The 19,390-nt window shown below is 76.2% G+C and carries 16 protein-coding genes; 10 read left to right on the forward strand and 6 right to left on the reverse strand.

Annotated features, from left to right (window positions below):
* Positions 1-28: 28 nt before the first annotated feature.
* Positions 29-1,303: an MFS transporter gene (locus ACWIZO_RS06630; RefSeq protein ID WP_448641707.1), complete on the forward strand. Its 1,275-nt coding sequence runs from the start codon at positions 29-31 to the stop codon at positions 1,301-1,303.
* Here the strand turns inward: ACWIZO_RS06630 and ACWIZO_RS06635 are convergent.
* The 4 genes from ACWIZO_RS06635 to ACWIZO_RS06650 form a co-directional block, all read right to left on the reverse strand.
* Positions 1,300-2,145, reverse strand: a complete 846-nt coding sequence (locus ACWIZO_RS06635; RefSeq protein ID WP_448641708.1) for a matrixin family metalloprotease — start codon at positions 2,143-2,145, stop codon at positions 1,300-1,302. The genes ACWIZO_RS06630 and ACWIZO_RS06635 overlap by 4 nt on opposite strands.
* A gap of 95 nt (positions 2,146-2,240) precedes the next feature.
* Positions 2,241-2,699 carry a VOC family protein gene (locus ACWIZO_RS06640; RefSeq protein ID WP_448641709.1) on the reverse strand — a complete coding sequence of 153 codons (459 nt, stop codon included), beginning with the start codon at positions 2,697-2,699 and terminating at the stop codon, positions 2,241-2,243.
* A 9-nt stretch (positions 2,700-2,708) separates the two neighbouring features.
* Complete coding sequence (locus ACWIZO_RS06645; RefSeq protein WP_448641710.1) at positions 2,709-3,173, reverse strand: helix-turn-helix transcriptional regulator; 465 nt, start codon at positions 3,171-3,173, stop codon at positions 2,709-2,711.
* Entirely contained in the window at positions 3,170-4,651 is a 1,482-nt protein-coding gene (locus ACWIZO_RS06650; RefSeq protein WP_448641711.1) for a CCA tRNA nucleotidyltransferase, read from the reverse strand. The genes ACWIZO_RS06645 and ACWIZO_RS06650 overlap by 4 nt, the downstream gene beginning before the upstream one ends.
* Positions 4,652-4,692: 41 nt before the next feature.
* On the opposite strand from ACWIZO_RS06650, the gene ACWIZO_RS06655 reads away from it, so the two are divergent.
* From ACWIZO_RS06655 to ACWIZO_RS06695, 9 genes are all read left to right on the forward strand, one after another.
* Positions 4,693-5,169 carry an NUDIX hydrolase gene (locus tag ACWIZO_RS06655; RefSeq protein WP_446757961.1) on the forward strand — a complete coding sequence of 159 codons (477 nt, stop codon included), beginning with the start codon at positions 4,693-4,695 and terminating at the stop codon, positions 5,167-5,169.
* Positions 5,170-5,236: 67 nt separating this feature from the next.
* Positions 5,237-7,522, forward strand: a complete 2,286-nt coding sequence (locus ACWIZO_RS06660) for a DUF6049 family protein (protein WP_448641712.1) — start codon at positions 5,237-5,239, stop codon at positions 7,520-7,522.
* Positions 7,519-9,759 carry a murein biosynthesis integral membrane protein MurJ gene (gene murJ, locus ACWIZO_RS06665; protein ID WP_448641713.1) on the forward strand — a complete coding sequence of 747 codons (2,241 nt, stop codon included), beginning with the start codon at positions 7,519-7,521 and terminating at the stop codon, positions 9,757-9,759. Before ACWIZO_RS06660 ends, murJ begins: the two co-directional genes overlap by 4 nt.
* An 80-nt stretch (positions 9,760-9,839) precedes the next feature.
* Positions 9,840-11,450: a hypothetical protein gene (locus ACWIZO_RS06670; RefSeq protein WP_448641714.1), complete on the forward strand. Its 1,611-nt coding sequence runs from the start codon at positions 9,840-9,842 to the stop codon at positions 11,448-11,450.
* Positions 11,451-11,526: 76 nt separating this feature from the next.
* Positions 11,527-12,537, forward strand: a complete 1,011-nt coding sequence (gene trxB / locus ACWIZO_RS06675) for a thioredoxin-disulfide reductase (protein WP_448641715.1) — start codon at positions 11,527-11,529, stop codon at positions 12,535-12,537.
* Positions 12,538-12,691: 154 nt separating this feature from the next.
* Positions 12,692-13,018, forward strand: a complete 327-nt coding sequence (gene trxA, locus ACWIZO_RS06680) for a thioredoxin (protein ID WP_448641716.1) — start codon at positions 12,692-12,694, stop codon at positions 13,016-13,018.
* Between the two features lie 181 nt (positions 13,019-13,199).
* The gene (locus ACWIZO_RS06685) at positions 13,200-14,330 is read left to right on the forward strand and encodes an N-acetylmuramoyl-L-alanine amidase (RefSeq protein ID WP_448641717.1); all 1,131 of its coding nucleotides are present in this window, start codon (positions 13,200-13,202) and stop codon (positions 14,328-14,330) included.
* Between the two features lie 250 nt (positions 14,331-14,580).
* Positions 14,581-15,975, forward strand: coding sequence for an aminotransferase-like domain-containing protein (locus tag ACWIZO_RS06690; protein WP_448641718.1), 1,395 nt, complete (start codon positions 14,581-14,583; stop codon positions 15,973-15,975).
* A 4-nt stretch (positions 15,976-15,979) separates the two neighbouring features.
* Positions 15,980-17,017 (forward strand): D-alanine--D-alanine ligase family protein, encoded by a 1,038-nt coding sequence (locus ACWIZO_RS06695; RefSeq protein ID WP_448641719.1) that lies wholly within the window; start codon positions 15,980-15,982, stop codon positions 17,015-17,017.
* A 69-nt stretch (positions 17,018-17,086) separates the two neighbouring features.
* On the opposite strand, the gene ACWIZO_RS06700 is transcribed toward ACWIZO_RS06695, so the two are convergent.
* Both ACWIZO_RS06700 and ACWIZO_RS06705 read right to left on the reverse strand, forming a co-directional pair.
* Complete coding sequence (locus tag ACWIZO_RS06700) at positions 17,087-18,166, reverse strand: ParB/RepB/Spo0J family partition protein (protein WP_448641720.1); 1,080 nt, start codon at positions 18,164-18,166, stop codon at positions 17,087-17,089.
* Positions 18,163-19,305 (reverse strand): ParA family protein, encoded by a 1,143-nt coding sequence (locus tag ACWIZO_RS06705; protein WP_448641721.1) that lies wholly within the window; start codon positions 19,303-19,305, stop codon positions 18,163-18,165. Before ACWIZO_RS06705 ends, ACWIZO_RS06700 begins: the two co-directional genes overlap by 4 nt.
* Positions 19,306-19,390 lie beyond the last annotated feature (85 nt).

The raw sequence follows: 19,390 nt of genomic DNA on the forward strand, positions 1-19,390 counted from the left end.
CGGCCGAGCCGCGTCCTAAGGTGAGCCGGTGCGCCGGGCCGACACGACGGTGCGGCACCTCCTCCTGCGCGGTGACTTCCGCCGGCTGCTGCTCACCCGGCTGTCCTCCCAGTTCGGGGACGGCGTGTTCCAGGCGTCGCTGGCCGGCACGGTGCTGTTCAACCCGCAGCGCGCCGCCACGCCGGTCGACGTCGCCGCGGGGTTCGCCGTCCTGCTGCTGCCGTACTCGGCCGTGGGGCCCTTCGCCGGCGTCTGGCTGGACCGGTGGAGCCGCCGCCAGGTGCTGCTGCGGGCCAACGTGCTGCGCGCCGGGCTGGTCGCCGTCGTCGCCGCCCTGGTCCTCGGCGGAGCCGCCGGGCCGGCCCTGTACGCCACGGGGCTGGCGGTCTTCTCGGTCACCCGCTTCGTCCTGTCGGCGCTGTCGGCGGGGCTCCCCCACACCGCCGACGAGCCCTCGCTGGTCCCGGCCAACGCCCTGTCGACGACGTGGGGCGCGGTGGCCACGGTCGCCGGCGGAGCCGCGGCTGTCGGCCTGTCGCGACTGGGCGTCACCGGCGACGCCGTCTACGCGGCCGTGGCGCTGTCCGCGGCGCTGCCGTACCTCCTCGCCGCGGCCACCGTCGCCGGGTTCGCCCCGGCGGACCTGGGGCCCGATGCCGGCCCGGACCGGGCGACGGCGCGGGGCGTGGTGCGCGGGATGGTGGCCGGCGTCCGGCACGCCCGCGCCCGGCCGCCGGTGGCCGCCGCGCTGCTCGCGATCGGCGCCCACCGGGCCTGCTACGGCGTCCTGACGCTGATGACGCTGCTGCTGCACCGCGACCGCTTCCCGGCCGCGGACGGGCTGTTCCCGGGTGGACTGGTCGGGCTGGGGCAGACGGTCGCCGCCGGGGCGGTCGGCACCCTGCTGGCGGCGGTGGTCACGCCGGGGGCGGTCCGCCGGCTGGGCCGGCGCGGGTGGACGACGGGACTGCTGGCCCTCGGCGGTGCGCTGCAGCTCGTGCTGGGGCTGCCGTTCACCCCGGCGTCGACCGTGGCCGCGGGGCTCGTGCTGGGCTTCGTCGCGCAGGGCGTCAAGATCTGTGTCGACACCACGCTGCAGGAGTCGGTGGACGACGACCTCCGCGGCCGGGTGTTCTCCGTCTACGACACCCTGGTCAACGTCACCTACGTGACGGCGCTGCTCGTCGCGGCGGTGCTGCTCCCGCGCGACGGGGCGTCGGTGGCCGCCCTGCTGGCCGTCGCGACCGGCTACGTGCTCACGGCCGCCGGGTACGCCCGCGCCACGCGGGAGCGGCAGGTCTAGAGCGCCGGCTCGCAGGCGCCCCGGCCCAGGGCGGCGAGGCCGGCCCGGTCCCCGGGGCCGAGCTGCCGCTGCCCGTCGTTCTGCGGGTCCATGAGCTCGGCCGGGTCGTCGACGTGGTCGAGGCCGACGACGTGGCCGAACTCGTGCACGAGCACCGCCCGGACGTCGGCCGGGCCGTCGGGGGACAGCACGGCGCGGGCGGCCCACCCGGCGTCGACCGTGACCGCCCCGGTGACGTAGACCCACGGCCCGCCGGCCGACACGGCGGTGCTGCGACCGCGCCCGGCAACCGTCCCGGCGAGCGCGGGGTCCTCCTCCGGCGTCTCCCAGGTGACCAGGACCGGCGCCCACCGGTCGCCGTAGCGCCCGGGCTGGTGGGCCGGCCGGTCCTGCGCGTACGCCTCGCCGGTCGCCCCGTCGGACACGAACCGCAGGCCGGTGGCGGCCGACACCTCGGCCACGGCGTCGGCGACCAGGCGGTCACCGCCCGGCGGGGCGCCGTCGGGCCGCACCACGTAGTGGACCGGACGGCAGGGGTCGTAGGCGACCGGGGTGACGCCGTCGTCCTGGTACTGCAGGAAGTCCCACGTCCCGGCGGCGGGGACGTCCGCGGGCCGGCCGAGCGGGGCGCCGGCCGCCTCGAACCCCGGCGACGGGCGTCCCGGGGCCGGGGCACCGGCGGCCGCGGCCGGTGCCCCGGGCCACGGCACCTCGCCGGCCAGGTGTGCGGCGCCCGAGCCGACGGCGAGGAGCAGCGCGAGGGCCAGGACGGCGCGGGCGGGGGAGCCCGGCAGTGCACCGCGCAGCGGCTCCCCGCCGCGCCCCCGCGTCCCCCCGTGCACGTGCCCCCCTCGCCGCCGGTCCGGCCGTCCGTCCTACCGGCCGACGCCGCGGCAGGGGAGACCGCGGGCCGGGGTCACCACCCGCCCGGGGGAGGTCAGGAGAGGTCCCCGCCCCCGAAGTCCTGGCCCTCGAAGTCCTCGGGCGCGTACTCCCGGGGCTCGACCAGGACCATCCAGTTGCCCGAGTTGTCCCGCATGAGCGCCTCGACGCCGTAGGGCCGCTGCGTCGGCGGCTGGAGGAACTGCACGCCCTTGGCGGAGAGCTCCTCATAGGTCTTCTGGCAGTCGTCGACGTTGACGCCGACGCCGGGCAGCCCGCCCTCGGCCTGGGCCCGCTGCATCGCGGCGATGAGGTCGTCCGACAGCGGCCGGCTCGGGGTCGTGAGGTGCACCTGCAACTCGGGCTGGCTGGGGTGCCCGACGGTGACCCAGCGGAAGTCCGGGCCGAGCTGGATGTCGTCCTTGGCCACGAAGCCGAGGACGTCGGTGTAGAAGGCCAGGGACTCGTCGAGGTCGGTGACCCAGACGCTGACGAGGGAGACGTTGGTGATCATGCGGCGAGGCTAGGGAGTCGCGCCGTCCCCGGGCTTCTCCCCGCTTGCGGAGTCCCCGGCCCGGCGCTCGGCCAGCCCCCGCATGAAGACGTGGCAGCCGGGGATGCGCGGCGCGCCGGTGCGCGCCCAGCGGGCCTGGAAGGCGCTGGGCGTCTCGCCGACGAGCTCGCGGAACCGGCTGCTGAACGAGCCGAGGCTGCTGAAGCCCACCGCGTGGCACACCTCGGTGACCGTCAGGTTCGTGGAGCGCAGCAGGTCCTGCGCCCGCTCGACCCGCCGCCGCGACAGGTGGGCGGCGGGGGAGACGCCGTACGTCGTGGTGAACAGCCGGTGGAAGTGCCACTTGCTCAGCGCGGCGACGGCGGCCAGCGCGGCGAGGTCCAGCGGCTCGTCGAAGTGCCGGTCGGCGTGGTCGCGGGCGCGGCGCAGGTGCGGGAGGACGTCGTCGGCCGCCCGGTCCGGCCCGGTGCTCACCGCGCGGCCCACCACGCGCGCAGCTCGGCCTCGGCCTCCTCGCGGTCGAGCGGGCCGCGTTCGAGGCGGAGGTCCTTGAGGTGCTTCCAGGCCTCGCCGACCTCCCGGCCCGGCGGGATGCCCAGGATCTCCATGATCGCGTTGCCGTCGAGGTCGGGACGCACCCGGGCGAGGTCCTCGGCCGCCGACAGCTCGGCGATCCGGCGCTCCAGCGAGTCGTAGGTGGCCGACAGCGCCGCCGCCCGCCGCCGGTTGCGGGTCGTGCAGTCCGAGCGCACCAGCTTGTGCAGGCGGGGCAGCAGGTCACCGGCGTCGGTCACGTACCGGCGGACGGCGGAGTCGGTCCACTCGCCGGCGCCGTAGCCGTGGAACCGCAGGTGCAGGAAGGTCAGCCGGGCGACGTCCTCGGTGATCTCCTTGGAGTACCGCAGGGCCTGCAGCCGCTTGCGCACCAGCTTGGCGCCGACCACCTCGTGGTGGTGGAAGGAGACCCGGCCGCGGGGCTCGTGGCGGCGGGTGGCCGGCTTGCCGACGTCGTGCAGCAGCGCGGCCAGCCGCAGCACCAGGTCCGGCGAGGGCGCGTCCGGGTCGGCCTCGTCCAGCGCGATCGCCTGGTCGAGCACGGTCAGCGAGTGGCTGTAGACGTCCTTGTGCTGGTGGTGCTCGTCGATCTCCATGCGGAGCGCGGGCAGCTCCGGCAGGACGACGTCGGCCAGCCCGGTGGACACGAACAGCTCCAGCGCCGCCCGCGGGGCGTGCTGCAGCAGCGTCTTCGACAGCTCGACCTGCACCCGCTCGGGGGTGATGCGGGCCAGCTCGGCCGACATCGCGGTCATCGCCGCGACGACGTCGTCGGACGGGGTGAGACCGAGCTGGGCGACGAAGCGGACGCCGCGCAGCATCCGCAGCGGGTCGTCGGCGAAGGAGTCCGCCGCCGTCCCGGGGGTGCGCAGCCGGCGGGCCAGCAGGTCGCCCAGGCCGCCGAAGGGGTCGGTGACCGTGCGGTCGGGGCCGAGGGAGACGGCCATGGCGTTGACCGTGAAGTCGCGCCGGGCGAGGTCGTCGACCAGCGACGTCCCCCAGGCCACCTCGGGGTTGCGCGACTCCCGGTCGTAGCGGTCGGCGCGGAAGGTGGTGATCTCCAGCCGGGTGCCGCGCACCTCGGCGCCGACCGTGCCGAAGGCGATGCCGGTGTTCCACGTGGAACTGGCCCAGCCGCGCAGCAGGTCGAGCACCTGCTCGGGACGGGCGTCGGTGGTGACGTCGAGGTCGCCGGGCGGTCGCGGCGCGTCGCTGCCCGCGGCCAGCAGCGCGTCGCGCACCGAGCCGCCGACCAGGTGCGCCTCGAAGCCGGCGGCGGTGAACCGCCGGCCCAGCTCGACGAGCACGGGGGAGACGTCGACCAGCTCGCGCACGGTCGACTGGACCGCCGGGGACACGGGAGCGGCGGCCGGGCGACGCGGAGGGACGACGGACACGACGCGCCAGGGTAGTGCTCGTCTCGCGCTACCCTCCTGGCATGGCTGGGACGGGCGGACGAGCACGCCCCGGGCGCCGTCTGCGTCGGGTCGACGAGACCTCCGCCGGCGGCCTGGTGGTCGCCGACGACGGCGTCCACGGGCCCCGGGCCGCGCTGATCGGCCGCACCGACCGGCGTGGCCGGCTGCTGTGGTCGCTGCCCAAGGGCCACATCGAGGAGGGCGAGACCCCCGAGGACACCGCCGTCCGGGAGGTGGCCGAGGAGACCGGGATCATCGGCGAGGTGCTCGCCCCGCTCGGCATCATCGACTTCTGGTTCGTCGCCGAGGGCCGGCGCGTGCACAAGACGGTGCACCACTTCCTCCTGCGCGCCATCGGCGGCGCGCTGTCCGACGCCGACGTCGAGGTCACCGAGGTGGCCTGGGTGCCCCTCGACGAGCTGAGCGGCCGGCTGGCCTATGCCGACGAGCGGGCGCTGGTCGAGCGCGCGCCCGCGCTGCTCGCCGACAGTGCGTGACCCGGCGCGCGAGGTCCCTCCCAGGCAGCACACCCCCCGGTCCGGGGCCGGCCGGCGCGGGGGACCCGTGACGCACTCCGGCCGGCCGTCCCGCGCCCGGTGGCCGCGGGTCCTGACGACGACGCTGCTGGCGCTCCCGCTGCTCGCCGTCCCCCCGGTGGCCGCCGCACCACCCGCCGCGGCGGCGCCCGCCCCGACCGCCCCGGCCGCCGACGACGAGCGGCCGGTGACCGTCGAGGTCACCCGCCTCGAACCGCGCACCGTCGCCCCCGGCGGCACCGTCACCATCGAGGGCACGCTGCGCAACACCGGCACCCAGACGCTGACCGACCTGACCGCCCGGCTGCAGCGCGGCGCGGTCCTCACCACCCGCGCCGACCTGCTGGCCGCCGACCCCGAACCGGCGACCGTCGCCGCCACCGCCTTCACGCCGCTGGCCGGGCGGCTCGGCCCCGGCGAGCAGGTCCCCTTCACCTACGGCACCACCACCGCCGACCTGGGCCTGGACCGCGACGGCGTCTACCCGGTGCTGCTCAACGTCAACGCCGCCGGCCCCGACGGCGAGCAGAGCCGGGTCGGCGAGGTCAGCACCTCCGTGGTGCAGCAGAGCGCCCCACCGGCGACGGCGACGGCGGTCGCCTGGCTGTGGCCGCTGGTCGAGCGCACGCACCGCGACGCCACAGGGGCGTTCGTCGACGACGAGCTGGCCGCCGAGGTCTCCGACGGCGGCCGGCTCGACCGCGCGCTGGCGGTGCTCGAGCGGGTGCCGCAGGTCGTGGCGCCCGGGACGACCGAGCCCGCGCCGCTCGCCCCGGTGACCCTCGCGGTCGACCCGGTCCTGGTCGAGGAGCTCGCGCTCATGGCCGAGGGGCCCTACGACGTCGCCGGGGCCGAGGACGCCGGCACCGGCACCGGCACCGACGCCGCGGCCGCGTGGCTGGACCGGCTGCGCGCCGTGGCCGGCGACCACCCCGTCGTCGCCCTGTCCTACGGCGACGTCGACGCCGACGCCCTGCAGGCGGCCGGCCTGCCGGCCGCGGTGACCCGCAGCCTGCCCGGCGCCGCGGCCGGCACCGGCACCGGCACCGGCACCGAGGACGGGAACGGCCGGCCCACCGCCACCGCCGACTCCCCGGGCCCGGACGGCGCCGCCCTGCTGCGCGAGGAGCTGGGCACCGACGTCCGCACCGACCTCGCCTGGGCCGCCGGCGGGGCGCTGCGCGCCGACACCCTGGGCACGCTGACCGGCGGGGGGATCGAGCAGGTGGTGCTCGGCTCCGACGCCCTGACCGGCGGCGCCACGGCGATCGGCCTTACCGGCGCCGCGGCGGCGCGCACCACCGCGGTGGGGGACGGCGGCCCGGTGCCGGCACTGGTCGCCGACAGCGGACTGTCCGACCTCGTCGGCGCCGCCGGGCAGAGCAGCGGCGGCACCCGGGTGGCCGAGCAGCGCTACCTGGCCGAGCTGGTCCTGCTCTCCCAGCAGCCGGTCGCCGACCCCGCCGGCCAGACGGTCCTCGTCGCCCCGCCGCGCGACGTCGACCCCGCTCCCGACGGCGTGGCCGCCATGATCGCCGACACCGCGCTGCCCGGGCTGCGCCCGGTCGCGCTGACCGACCTCGCCGCCGGGCCGGCCACGGACGCCGGCACGCCGGTCGACCCGGTCGACGCCCCGCTCCTCGACGCCGCCGGGCTGGCCGACGTCGTCGCCGCGGCCGGCCTGCGCGACGACCTGGCCGGCGCCGTCGTCGGTGACCCCGCCGCTGCCCTGGCCGGCACCGACGCCGCCCTGGCGCGCACCACCTCCGCCGCCTGGCGCGAGGACCCCGACGGCTTCCGGGCCGCCGCCGGCGGCCTGCGCGAGAGCGTCGACCGGCTGCGCGGTCAGGTGACCCTGGTGGCGCCGGCGGAGGGCAGCTACAGCCTGGCCTCCAAGGACGCGCCGCTGGTGCTGACGGTGCAGAACGACCTGCCCTTCGCCGTCCGGGTGCTGGTCGACGTGCACACCCGCGACAACGTGGGGCTCACCATCGGCAGCCTCGGCGCGCAGGAGGTGCCGCCGCAGCAGCGCACGACGCTGCAGGTGCCCACCGAGGTCCGCCAGTCGGGGCGCTTCGCCGTCTCGGCCGGGCTGACGACGCCAGGCGGTGGGCGGCTGGGCGAGACCGTGGCGATCCAGGTCCGCAGCACCGCCTACGGGACGATCTCGCTGTCGATCACCATCGGTGCCGCCGTCCTGCTGGGCCTGCTCTTCCTGCGGCGTGGGGTGCTGTTCGTGCTCCGCCGCCGCCGCGGGGCGGCCGAGGAGGACCTGCCCGCCGACGCCTGGCCGCCGAGCCGGAGCCCGGTGTGACCGGCCGCCCGCGCAGCGAGGAGGACCTGACGGCCCGCCAGGCGCCCGCCGACGGCACCGAGAGCGCTGCCGTGGGGGACGACGACGGGGACGCCCCGCGGGACGACGACGGCGCCCGCGGGCCCCGCCCGCGCCCCCTGCCGCCGGTGCCCCCGGCTCCCTCGCCGACACCTCCGCGGGCCACCCGGCCGCCGCGCGAGCGGGGCCGTCCGCTGCCCCCGCCGCCCTATCCGGTGGCGGCGCCCGGGGACGCCCGCGCGACCCCCGCGCCGCCGCGTCCGGTGCCGCCCGTGCCGCCCCCGCCGCCGGTCCGGCGCCCGGGGACGCCCCAGCAGGACACCCCGCCGCAGCAGGACACCCCGTCGCAGCAGGACACCCCGCCACAGGCCCAGGCCCACGCCCACGCACCGCGGGAGACCGCCGCCGTGCCGCCGCTCCCCGCGGCGGTGCGGCGCACCCCGCGGCCGCTGCCGCCGGTGCCCCCGCCCACGCGGACCCGCTTCCTGCCGGCCGACGAGACCCAGGTCATCCCGATCCACGTCCTGCCGCCGGTGCCGGCCGCGCCGGAGGGGGAGACCGAGGAGGAGGCCCGCGAGCGGGAGGGCGCCCCCGGGGGCAGCCGCGGCATCCTGCGCGCCGCCGGCACCATGGCCGTGGCCACGCTCGTCTCCCGGGTCACCGGCCTGCTGCGCACGATGGTGCTGGCCGCCGCGCTGGGCGTGGGCCTGGTCAACGACGCCTACAACACCGCCAACACGCTGCCCAACATCGTCTACGAGCTGCTGCTGGGCGGCGTCCTCACCTCGGTGATCGTGCCGCTGCTCGTCCACGCCCAGGAGCGCGACCGCGACGGCGGCGTGGCCTACGCCCAGCGGCTGTCGACCGTGGCGATCGCCGGGCTGGTGGCCGTGACCGCGGTCGCCGTGGTGGCCGCCCCGGTGCTCACCGCCCTCTACGGCATCGAGGGCGACCCCGAGCAGGTCCGGCTGGCCACCTGGCTGGCGCGGATCCTGCTGCTCGAGATCGTCTTCTACGGCGTCGGCGCACTCGCCCAGGCGATCCTCAACTCCCGGGGCGTGTTCGGGCCGCCCGCGTGGGCGCCGGTGCTCAACAACGTCGTCGTCATCGCCACCGGCGTGCTGTTCGTGGCGGCCAGCGGGCCGGGCGACCTGCGGCCGGAGACCATCAGCGCCGGGCAGGTGTGGCTGCTGGGGATCGGCACCACGCTCGGCATCGCGCTGCAGGCGCTGGTCCTGGTGCCGCTGCTGCGCCGCGCGGGCGTCCCGCTGCGACCGCGCTGGAACCTGCGCCAGACCGGCCTGCGCGAGGTCGGCGGCCTGGGCGGCTGGGTGGTCCTCTACGTCGCGGTCAGCCAGGTCGGCGTCGTGGTGGCCACCCGCGTGGCCAACGCCGCCACCCGCGAGGGTGGCCTGGGTTCCAGCGCCTTCGCCTACGCCAGCCTGCTGTTCCAGATGCCCTACGGGATCATCGGCGTCGCGCTGCTGACCGCCCTGGTGCCGCGGATGAGCCGGGCCGCCGCCCGGCACGACGTCCCCGGCGTGGTCCAGGACCTGGCGCTGGGCACCCGCCTGTCCGCGCTCGGGCTGCTGCCGGTGGCCGCCGCGCTCACCGTCCTCGGGCCGGCGCTGGCGACCGTGGCCTTCGCCCGCGGCCAGACCAGCGTCACCGACGCGCGGGCGATCGGCACCGCTCTGGCCGTCGGCGCCTTCGGCCTGCTGCCCATGGCGGTCACGCTGCTGCAGCTGCGCGTGTTCTACGCGATGAAGGACGCCCGGACGCCGGCGCTCATCCAGGTCGGCATGGTCGCCGTCCGGGTGCCCCTGCTGCTGCTGGTGCCCGCGCTGGTCGGGCCCGAGCACGTCGTCGCCGGGCTGACGCTGGCCACGAGCGTCACCTACCTGGCCGGCTGGGCGTTCGGGCACGTCGCGCTGCGGCGCCACCTGCTGGCCGCCGACCCGGACCGGGCACGCGCCGGCGGGACCCTCGGACCGGTATTGCGGATGACCGCGGCCGCCGCCGCGGGCGCGCTGGCCGGCTGGCTCGCCGTCGGGGTGACCGACGACGCTCTGGGGACGTCGGTCACGGGCTCGCTCGTGACCGTGCTGGTCGGTACGGTGGTCGTCGGTGTCACGACCCTCGTCGGGTTCGTGCTCGCCCGCGTCCCGGAGCTCCGGGAGCCCCTCGCCGCCGCCCGTGCGCGGCTGAGGCGCGGATGAGCACGGTCCCACCGGGGCAGGCACCGCCGCCGGGGCAGCGCGCCGCCGGCCGGGGAGGGTCGAGGAGGTCGTCCGCGTCCATGACGTCCACGATCACCGGGCTCCCCGACCGCTACCGCCCCCTCGACGAGGTCGGCCCGGTCGAGCGGACCGAGACCGGCGTCATCCACTGCTGGCGGGCCAAGGACCGGGTCCTCAACCGCGACGTCGCCGTCCGGGTGCACGAGCCCGGCGGCCCCGCCGCCCGCTCCTGGATCACCCGCGCGCTGACCGCGGGCGGGCTGGCCACGCCGGCCCTGGCGATGGTCTACGACGCCTCCGAGGGCGGCGGGGACGGCGGGGACGGCGGCGGGGGTGCCGCCTACGTCGTCAACGAGTGGATCGAGGGGCAGACCCTGGCCGAGCGGCTCGGGTCCGGGCCCATGGACGAGCGGGAGGCCCGCACCGTCCTGCGCCGGCTGGCCGAGGGCGTCGCCGAGGCGCACCGGGTCGGCCTCGCGGTGGGCGGGCTGAGCCCCGAGACGGTCGTCCTGCGGCCCAACGGCCTCGTCGGCCTGCGCGCCGTCCCCGCCGCGACCGGCACCGTCCAGGAGGACATCGCCGCGCTCGGCGCGCTGCTCGAGTACTGCCTCACCGGCTCGCGCGCCGGTGTCCCCGGACCCGGCGGCACCCCCGCCCACCCGCCGGTCATCGACCAGCCCGACCTCGCCGCCCTGGTCCGCCGCGCCCGCTCCACCGAGCCGGGGGCGCGGCTGGCCAGCGCCGCGGCGATGGCCGCGCTGCTGGCCGAGCGCCCCCGCGCCGGTGGCACGCCGGTGCGCGGCCGCGACGAGAGCGACAGCGGCTGGCTGCGCCGGCTGCGCGAGCACCGCGACACCGAGCAGGCGGCCGAGGAGCCGGCGCCGACCGCCGCCGCCGACGCCGAGCACCCGCAGCGCCTCGAGCGCCAGACGATGCCGCCCGTGCCGAGCGGCCGGGCGGGTCTCCCCCTGCCGGGGAACGAGCCCGCCGGCGGCGACACCGACGACGACGCCGACGAGCGCGTCGACGGCCGCCGCCGGCTGCTGGTCGTGGGGCTCCCGCTCGCCGCGCTGCTCGTGGTGATCGCGCTGGCCTGGTGGGTGGGCACCCACGTGCTGTCGGTCGCCGGCAGTGTCGACGAGGTGCCCGGCGCGGTGCGCTCCAGCCCCTCCACCAGCAGTGCGGCCGCCGAGGGGAGCGCCGCCGCGTCGTCCTCCGGGGGTGCGCCGGTCGCCATCGCCGGCGGCACGGTCCTCGACCCCTTCGGTGACGGCGACCCGGACAACCCCGGGGACGTCCCGGCGTCCTACGACGGCGACCCGGCCACGGCCTGGTCGACCTACACCTACCGCGGCTCGGCCGCCTTCGGTGGCCTCAAGCCCGGCATCGGCGTCGTCTACGACCTCGGCTCGGCCCAGCCGGTCGCCGGCGTCACGCTGACCACCACCACGCCGGGCGTCTCCGTCGAGGTGCGCACCGGCGACAGCCGCGACGGCGACCTCGACTCCTTCGCCGTCGCCGCCGCCGGCACCGTCGACGGGACCACCGACCTGGCCTTCGACGAGCCGGTGACCACGCAGTACGTCCTGGTCTGGGTGACCGGCCTGGTGCCCGCCGAGGACGGCTTCGCCGGCGACCTGGCCGAGGTCGCGGTCACCCCCGCCGGGTGAGACAGGACCCCCCGACGGGGGCTTCCCGGCCCCTGCCTGCGGGAATGCCGCACCTGCGATCCTCGTTGTGCCGCGCGTGACCGATTCTCAGCCGACCCCCGGCCCCGCGACGACCACCGAGGTCACGTCGCCCGTCATCCCGCCGGCGGAGCACGACGGCGTCCGTGACCTGATCATCATCGGGTCGGGCCCGGCCGGGTACACCGCGGCGGTCTACGCCGCGCGGGCGAACCTGCACCCGCTGGTCTTCGAGGGCTCGCAGTTCGGCGGCGCGCTGATGACCACCACCGAGGTGGAGAACTTCCCCGGCTTCGCCGAGGGCATCCAGGGCCCGCAGCTGATGATGGACATGCGCCAGCAGGCCGAGCGCTTCGGTGCCGAGCTGGTCGCGCGCGACGTCTCCGAGGTCGACCTCACGGCCACCCCCAAGGTGGTCAAGGTTGGCGACGAGGTGCACCTGGCGCACGCGGTCATCGTGGCCACCGGATCGAAGTACCGGTACCTGGGCCTGGACAACGAGCAGCGCCTGCTCGGCCACGGTGTCTCGGCCTGCGCCACCTGCGACGGCTTCTTCTTCCGCGACCAGGACATCGTGGTGGTCGGCGGCGGTGACTCGGCGATGGAGGAGGCCACCTTCCTCACCCGCTTCGCCAAGACGGTCACCGTCGTGCACCGGCGCGAGGAGCTGCGCGCCTCGAAGATCATGCAGAAGCGCGCGCAGGACAACGAGAAGATCCGCTGGGCCCTCGGCAAGCAGGTCACCGACGTCCTCGGCGACTCCACCGTCTCCGGTGTCGAGCTCACCGACGTCGGCTCCGGCGCCACCGAGGAGCTGCCGGTCTCGGGCCTGTTCGTCGCCATCGGCCACGACCCGCGCAGCGAGCTGTTCGTCGGCCAGCTCAAGCTCGACGACGAGGGCTACGTCCAGGTCGAGCACCCGACCACCCGGACCACCATCGACGGCGTCTTCGCCTGCGGCGACGTGGTCGACCACGTCTACCGCCAGGCGATCACCTCGGCCGGCACCGGTGCCGCCGCCGCCATCGACGCCGAGCGCTGGCTGGCCGAGACCTTCGACGAGCGCTGAGAAAGGACCTCCCTGCCCCCCACCCTTCGCAAGCTCAGGGCGGGACCCTGCAGGGAGGCCATGAGCCGCCAGGCATAGACCGGGGCCGCCGTGGGTTGACCACCCGCAGAGGCCCGACCCCCACGACCTCGATCGACCCACAGGAGGAACGACCATGGCAGACAACACCGTGAAGGTCACCGACGCCAGCTTCGCCAACGAGGTGCTGGGCAGCGACAAGCCCGTCCTCGTCGACTTCTGGGCGGAGTGGTGCGGCCCGTGCAAGATGGTCGCCCCGGTCCTGGAGGAGATCGCCCGCGAGCACGGCGACAAGCTGACGATCGCCAAGCTCAACATCGACGAGAACCCGCAGATCGCCCGCGACTACCAGGTCATGTCGATCCCGACCATGACGGTGTTCCAGGGCGGCAAGCCGGTCAAGAGCATCATCGGCGCCAAGCCCAAGGGTGCCATCCTCTCCGACCTGGCCGACTACATCTGACGAAGGACCTCCCTGCCCCCCACCCCTCGCTGACGCTCGGGGCGGACCCCTGCAGGGAGGCCACAGCCAGGGCCCGCTCCTCCGGCCGGGGGAGCGGGCCCTGCCGCGTCCGGAGGACCCCCGGCGGGCCGCGCGGGGTCGCGGACGGGACAATCGGGGCACGATGGGTAGCGAGATCAGCATGCAGACGCTGGGTCCCGGCAGCCGGGGACCCGCCGTGGCCGACGTCCGGGCCGCCCTGCGCAGCCTGGGCCTGCTCACCCCGGCCGACGGCGTCCCGGACGACGCCGGCACCGAGGTGTTCGACCAGGCCACCGAGCTCGCCGTCCGCCACTTCCAGCAGGTGCGCGGGCTGTCGGTCGACGGCCGGGTCGGTGAGGAGACCTACCGCGCGCTGTCGGAGGCGCGGTGGTCACTGGGCGACCGCTTGCTGCACCACGACCCCGAGCGGCCCGTGCGCGGCGACGACGTCACCGGCCTGCAGGAGCGCCTGCTCGAGCTCGGCTACGACGCCGGCCGCGCCGACGGGATCTTCGGTCCCGAGACCGAGGTGGGCCTGCGCGCCTTCCAGCGCGACTACGGGCTGACCTCCGACGGCACCTGCGGGCCGGCCACGCTGCGCGCGCTGCGCCAGCTCGGCCGCAAGGTCACCGGCGGCCGCCCGCAGCTGCTGCGGCAGAGCGCCTCGCTGGTCGACAGCGGCCCGCACCTCATCGGCCGCCGCATCGTCGTCGACCCCGGCCACGGCGGTGCCGACCCCGGCGTCACCTCGGGGGAGACCACCGAGGCCGACCTGGTCCTGGACCTGGCCAGCCGGATCGAGGGGCAGCTGGCCGCCGCCGGCGCCACGGTCTACCTCACCCGCGGCCGCGACCAGGACCCGACGCCGGCCGAGCGGACCGCCTTCGCCAACGACGCCCGCGCCGACCTGTTCATCTCCCTGCACCTCGAGGCCCACGAGTCCGAGCACGCCCGCGGGGTGGCCAGCTACTACTACGGGACCGGGTCGGGGACGTCGTCGACGGTGGGGGAGCGCTTCGCCGACCTGGCCCGCCGCGAGGTCGTCGCCCGGACCGGCATGCTCGACCTGGGCGGGCACCCCAAGACCTGGGACCTGCTGCGGATGACCCGCATGCCGGCCGTCCGCCTCGACTGCGGCTACCTCTCGCACCCGGTCGACCGGCTGCTGCTGCTCGACGCGCGGCTGCGCAGCACCGTCGCCTCCGCCGTCCTGGCCGCCGTCCAGCGGCTCTTCCTGCCTGCCGACGCCGACCCGCCCACCGGCACCTTCGTCCTCCCCGGCCGGGTGTAGCCGCGCGCCACGATCAGGGGACCTGATCGTGGCGCGTCCTCCCTCACCGCCCACCGTGAGGGAGGACGCGCTGCGGTGAGGGAGGACGTGCCGCGGTGAGGGAGGACGGCGCCCCCGGACCCCGCCGGGCAGCCGACGCGTGAGCCCCGCGACGGTGCCGGTGGGACGCGTGGGACGGCGGCGGGCGGACGGGTCCGTCTCACCGGCGGTGTCGGACGGGTGGCGCGGGCGGCCTCCCTACACTCGACGGGTGGCCTCTCTCCCGCCGGGACAGCCGTCCTCCGGCACCCCGCACGCCCACTCGCACGTCGTGCCCCGCCACCCGCGGCTGGACCCCCTGGCCGACCGGTACGCAGCACGCACGCACGGGATGAAGTCCTCGGAGATCCGCGCGCTGTTCTCCGTGGTGAGCCGGCCCGAGGTCGTCTCCCTCGCCGGCGGCATGCCCGCCGTCACCGCCCTCCCGCTCGACGCCGTCGGCTCGATGATCGGCGAGCTGGTCAGCGGCATGGGCGCGCAGACCCTGCAGTACGGCTCCGGTCAGGGCGACCCGCGGCTGCGCGAGCGCATCTGCGACGTCATGGCGCTGGAGGGCATCACCGACGCCTCGCCCAGCGAGGTCGTGGTGACCGTCGGCTCGCAGCAGGGCCTGGACCTGGTCACCCGCGTCTTCTGCGACCCCGGTGACGTCGTCCTCGCCGAGGGCCCGTCCTACGTCGGCGCGCTCGGCGTCTTCCAGGCCGCCCAGGCGCGGGTCCGGCACGTCGCCATGGACGACGACGGGCTGGTCCCCGAGGCGCTGGAGCAGGCGCTGCTGGAGTGCCGGGCCAACGGCGACCGGGTGAAGTTCCTCTACACGGTGCCCAACTTCCACAACCCGGCCGGCGTGACGCTGTCCGAGCCGCGCCGCCAGGCGATCGTCGACATCGCCGACCGCTACGACCTGCTGGTCATCGAGGACAACCCCTACGGCCTGCTCGGCTTCGACCGCGAGCCGATGCGCGCGCTGCGGGCCCGCGACGCCCAGCGGGTCATCTACCTCGGCTCGTTCTCCAAGACCTTCTCCCCGGGCCTGCGGGTGGGCTGGGTGCTCGCCCCGCTCGCCGTCCGCGAGAAGCTGGTGCTGGCCACCGAGGCGCAGGTGCTCTGCCCGCCCTCGCTCACCCAGTACGCCGTCGCCCGCTACCTCGACACCCAGCCCTGGCGCGAGCAGATCAAGCTGTTCACCGAGCTCTACCGGGAGCGGCGCGACGCCACGCTGGAGTCGCTGCGGGCGCTGATGCCCCCGGGCACCACCTGGACGCACCCCGACGGCGGCTTCTACGTGTGGCTCAAGCTGCCGCACGGCCTGGACGCCAAGCTCATGCAGCCCCGCGCGGTGAACGCGCACGTGGCGTACGTGCCGGGCATCGGCTTCTACGCCGACGGGTCGGGTCGCGAGCACATGCGGCTGTCCTACTGCTACCCCGAGCCCGACCAGATCCGGGAGGGCGTGCGCCGGCTGGCCCGCGTCATCGAGGCCGAGCTGGACCTGCACAGCACCTTCGACACCGTCGACACCGGGACGTTCCGCGCGGTCGGTTCCCCGATGAACACCGCGGAGACCATCGTCGGCCCCGCCAACAGCGACCGCACCGAGGACTGACGCCGTGACCGAGCCCGCCGCACCACCCGCCACCGATCCCGCCGCCGACACCGCCTCCGCCACCGGCGCCGCTGCCGCTCCCGCCGTCGAGGCGACCTCGCTGCGCGCCGTCGTCCTCGCAGGCGGGCTGACCTTCGAGCGGGAGGTCAGCCTGTCCTCGGGCACCCAGGTGGTCGAGCAGCTCGCCCGGGTCGGGGTCGACGCCGAGCTGCGCGACGCCGACGCCGAGCTGCTGCCCGGGCTCGCCGCCGCCCCCGCCGACGCGGTGTTCATCGCGCTGCACGGCGCGACGGGAGAGGACGGCGCCCTGCGCGCGGTCCTCGACCTGGCCGGCGTCCCCTACGTCGGCTCCCCGGCCGCGTCCTGCCGCCTGGCGTGGGACAAGCCGGCCGCCAAGTCCGTCGTCCGCACCGCCGGGCTGACGACGCCGGACTGGGTGGCACTGCCGCACAGCACGTTCCGGGAGCTGGGCGCCGGCGCCGTCCTCGACCTGATCGTGGCCCGCCTCGGGCTGCCGCTGATGGTCAAGCCGGCCTCGGGCGGCTCCGCGCTGGGTGCGCAGAAGGTGAGCCGGGTGGAGGACCTGCCGGCCGCCATGGTCAGCTGCTTCGCCTACGGCGAGACGGTGCTGGTCGAGCGGTTCGTCGACGGCGTGGAGCTCGCCGTCTCCGTGGTCGACCTGGGGGAGGGGCCCGAGGCGCTGCCGGCGGTGCAGATCGCCCCGGAGTCCGGCGTCTTCGACTACACCGCCCGCTACACCCCCGGCCTGACCGAGTACTCCGTGCCGGCCCGGGTGTCCGACGAGGTCGCCGCCCGCGCGGCCGACCTCGCCGTGCGCGTGCACCGGGCGCTGGGCCTGGCCGACCTCTCGCGCACCGACGCGATCGTCTCCCCCGACGGCGAGGTGCACTTCCTCGAGGTCAACGTCTCCCCGGGGCTGACGGAGACGTCGATGTTCCCGATGGCGGTCGAGGCCGCCGGGTACGACCTCGGGGACGTCCTCGCCCGGCTGCTCACCCGCCGGGCACACACCGCCCGCTGAACCGGGCCGCTCCAGCTCACCGCGAGAGCCCGGCCTTCCGTCCGTGACGGAAGGCCGGGCTCTCGCGGTTCAGTCCTCCTCGCGGCGCCCGGCCACCTCCGGGGCCATCAGCCCGATGATGCGCTGCAGGTCGTCGACCGAGCCGAACTCGACGACGATGCGCCCCTTGGCCCGGCCGATCTGGACCTTCACCTTGGTCTCGAAGACGTCGGAGAGCCGGCCGGCCAGGTCCTCGACGCCCGGCGCACTGATCCGGCGGGCCCGGCGGCGGGAGGCCGGCTGCTCGGCCGCGGCGAGGGCCACCGCCTCCTCCGTGGCCCGCACCGACAGCCCCTCGGCGACGATCCGGGTGGCCAGCGCGTCCTGCGCCTCGGCGTCGTCGAGGCCGAGCAGCGCCCGCGCGTGACCGGCCGTGATGACCCCCGCGGCCACCCGGGTCTGCACCTTCACCGGCAGCTTGAGCAGCCGGATGGTGTTGGTGACCTGCGAGCGGCTGCGCCCGATCCGCCCGGCCAGCTCCTCGTGGGTGGCGCCGAACTCCTCCAGCAGCTGCTGGTAGGCCGCCGCCTCCTCCAGCGGGTTGAGCTGGACGCGGTGGATGTTCTCCAGCAGCGCGTCGCGCAGCAGGGCGTCGTCGGTGGTGTCCCGGACGATGGCCGGGACGACGTCGAGACCGGCCGCCCGGGCCGCCCGCAGGCGGCGCTCGCCCATGATGAGCTCGTAGCCGCCACCGGCCCCGTCCTCGGCGCTGCGCTCGCGGACGACGATCGGCTGGAGCAGCCCGAACTCCCGCACGGAGTGGGTGAGCTCCTCGAGCGCCTCGTCGTCGAAGACCTGCCGCGGCTGCCGTGGGTTGGGGACGATCTCGCCGACCGACACCTCGCGCAGCTGCGCGCCCGGCACGCCCACCGCCTCGTCGCGCTGCCGGGCCACCTCGGCGGCGGCCTGCGCGGCCGGGGGGAGCACGGCGACCGGCGGCGCGGGGGCCTCGGGCGCCGCCTGCCCGCCGGCCGGCGCGTCGGGCGCCGGTGCCACGGGGGACGGCTGTGACCCCTGGGGCACCGGGTGCACCGCGGGGGCCTCGGCGGGTGGGGCGCTGGTGGGGATGAGCGCCGCCAGCCCCCGGCCGAGGCCGCCACGCTTGCTCATCGGGTCTCCTCGTCGACGGAGGTGGGAACGGGCAGGACGGCCGCGTCGGTGCCGGCGAAGGCCCGGCCGGCCAGCGAGCTGTCCGCGCGGGAGCCGGTGGCCGACGCCGTCTGGGGACGGATAGCCGGCATCGGCGCGGTGGCCGGTGGCGGCGGGGGAGGCGGCGGGCCCATCGGCCGGGGATCGGCCTCGGGCCGCAGGTGCACACCGCGCTCGGCGAGCTCGCGGGCGGCCTCCACGTAGCTGGTGGAGCCGCGCGAGCCCGGGTCGTAGGTGAGCACCGACTGGCCGTAGCCCGGCGCCTCCGACACCCGCACGTTGCGCGGGATGACCGTCCGCAGCACCAGGTCCCCGAAGTGGCTGCGCACCTCCTCGGCGACCTGGTCGGCCAGGCGCGTGCGGCCGTCGTACATCGTCAGCAGGATCGTGCGGACGGCGATCCCCGGGTTGAGGTGCGCGCGCACGAGCTCGATGTTGTTGAGGAGCTGTCCCAGGCCCTCCAGCGCGTAGTACTCGCACTGGATGGGGATGAGCACCTCGTCGCCGGCCACGAGCGCGTTGAGCGTGAGCAGGCCTAGCGACGGCGGGCAGTCGATGAGCACGTAGTGCGGCCGCTCGGCCTCGGGCAGCGCGTGCACGTAGCCCTCGATCGCGCGGCGCAGCCGGTACTCGCGGGCGACGACGGAGACCAGCTCGATCTCCGCGCCGGCCAGGTCGATCGTCGCCGGGACGCAGCGCAGGTTCGGGCTGGCCGTCGTCGGGTGGACGACGTCGGCGAGTGAGCTGTCACCGACCAGGGCGTCGTAGATGGACGGCGTCCCCACGGTGTGCTCGACGCCGAGGGCGGTGCTCGTGTTGCCCTGCGGGTCGAGGTCGATGACCAGGGCCCGCAGTCCGTAGAGCGCCAGCGCGACGCCCAGGTTGACCGTCGAGGTGGTCTTGCCGACACCGCCCTTCTGGTTGGCCACGGTGACGACGCGGATGCGGCCCGGCGCGGGAAAGGGCTCCTGGTCGGCGGCGTGCAGCACCCGGGTGGCGCGCAGGGCCTCCATGGCGATGGGGCTGTCGAAGTCCGCGCCGGAGCTGGCCGCCGAGTCGGCCGCGAGGCTGCTGCGCAGCCGCTGGCCCGGGTCGGTCATCGCGGGTCCTCCCTGCCGACCCGTTTCACGTGGAACGGGGTCGGATGTCTGTGCGGGTTTCACGTGGAACGACGGGTCCGTCGTC

Source organism: Geodermatophilus sp. URMC 63 (genome assembly GCF_053502565.1).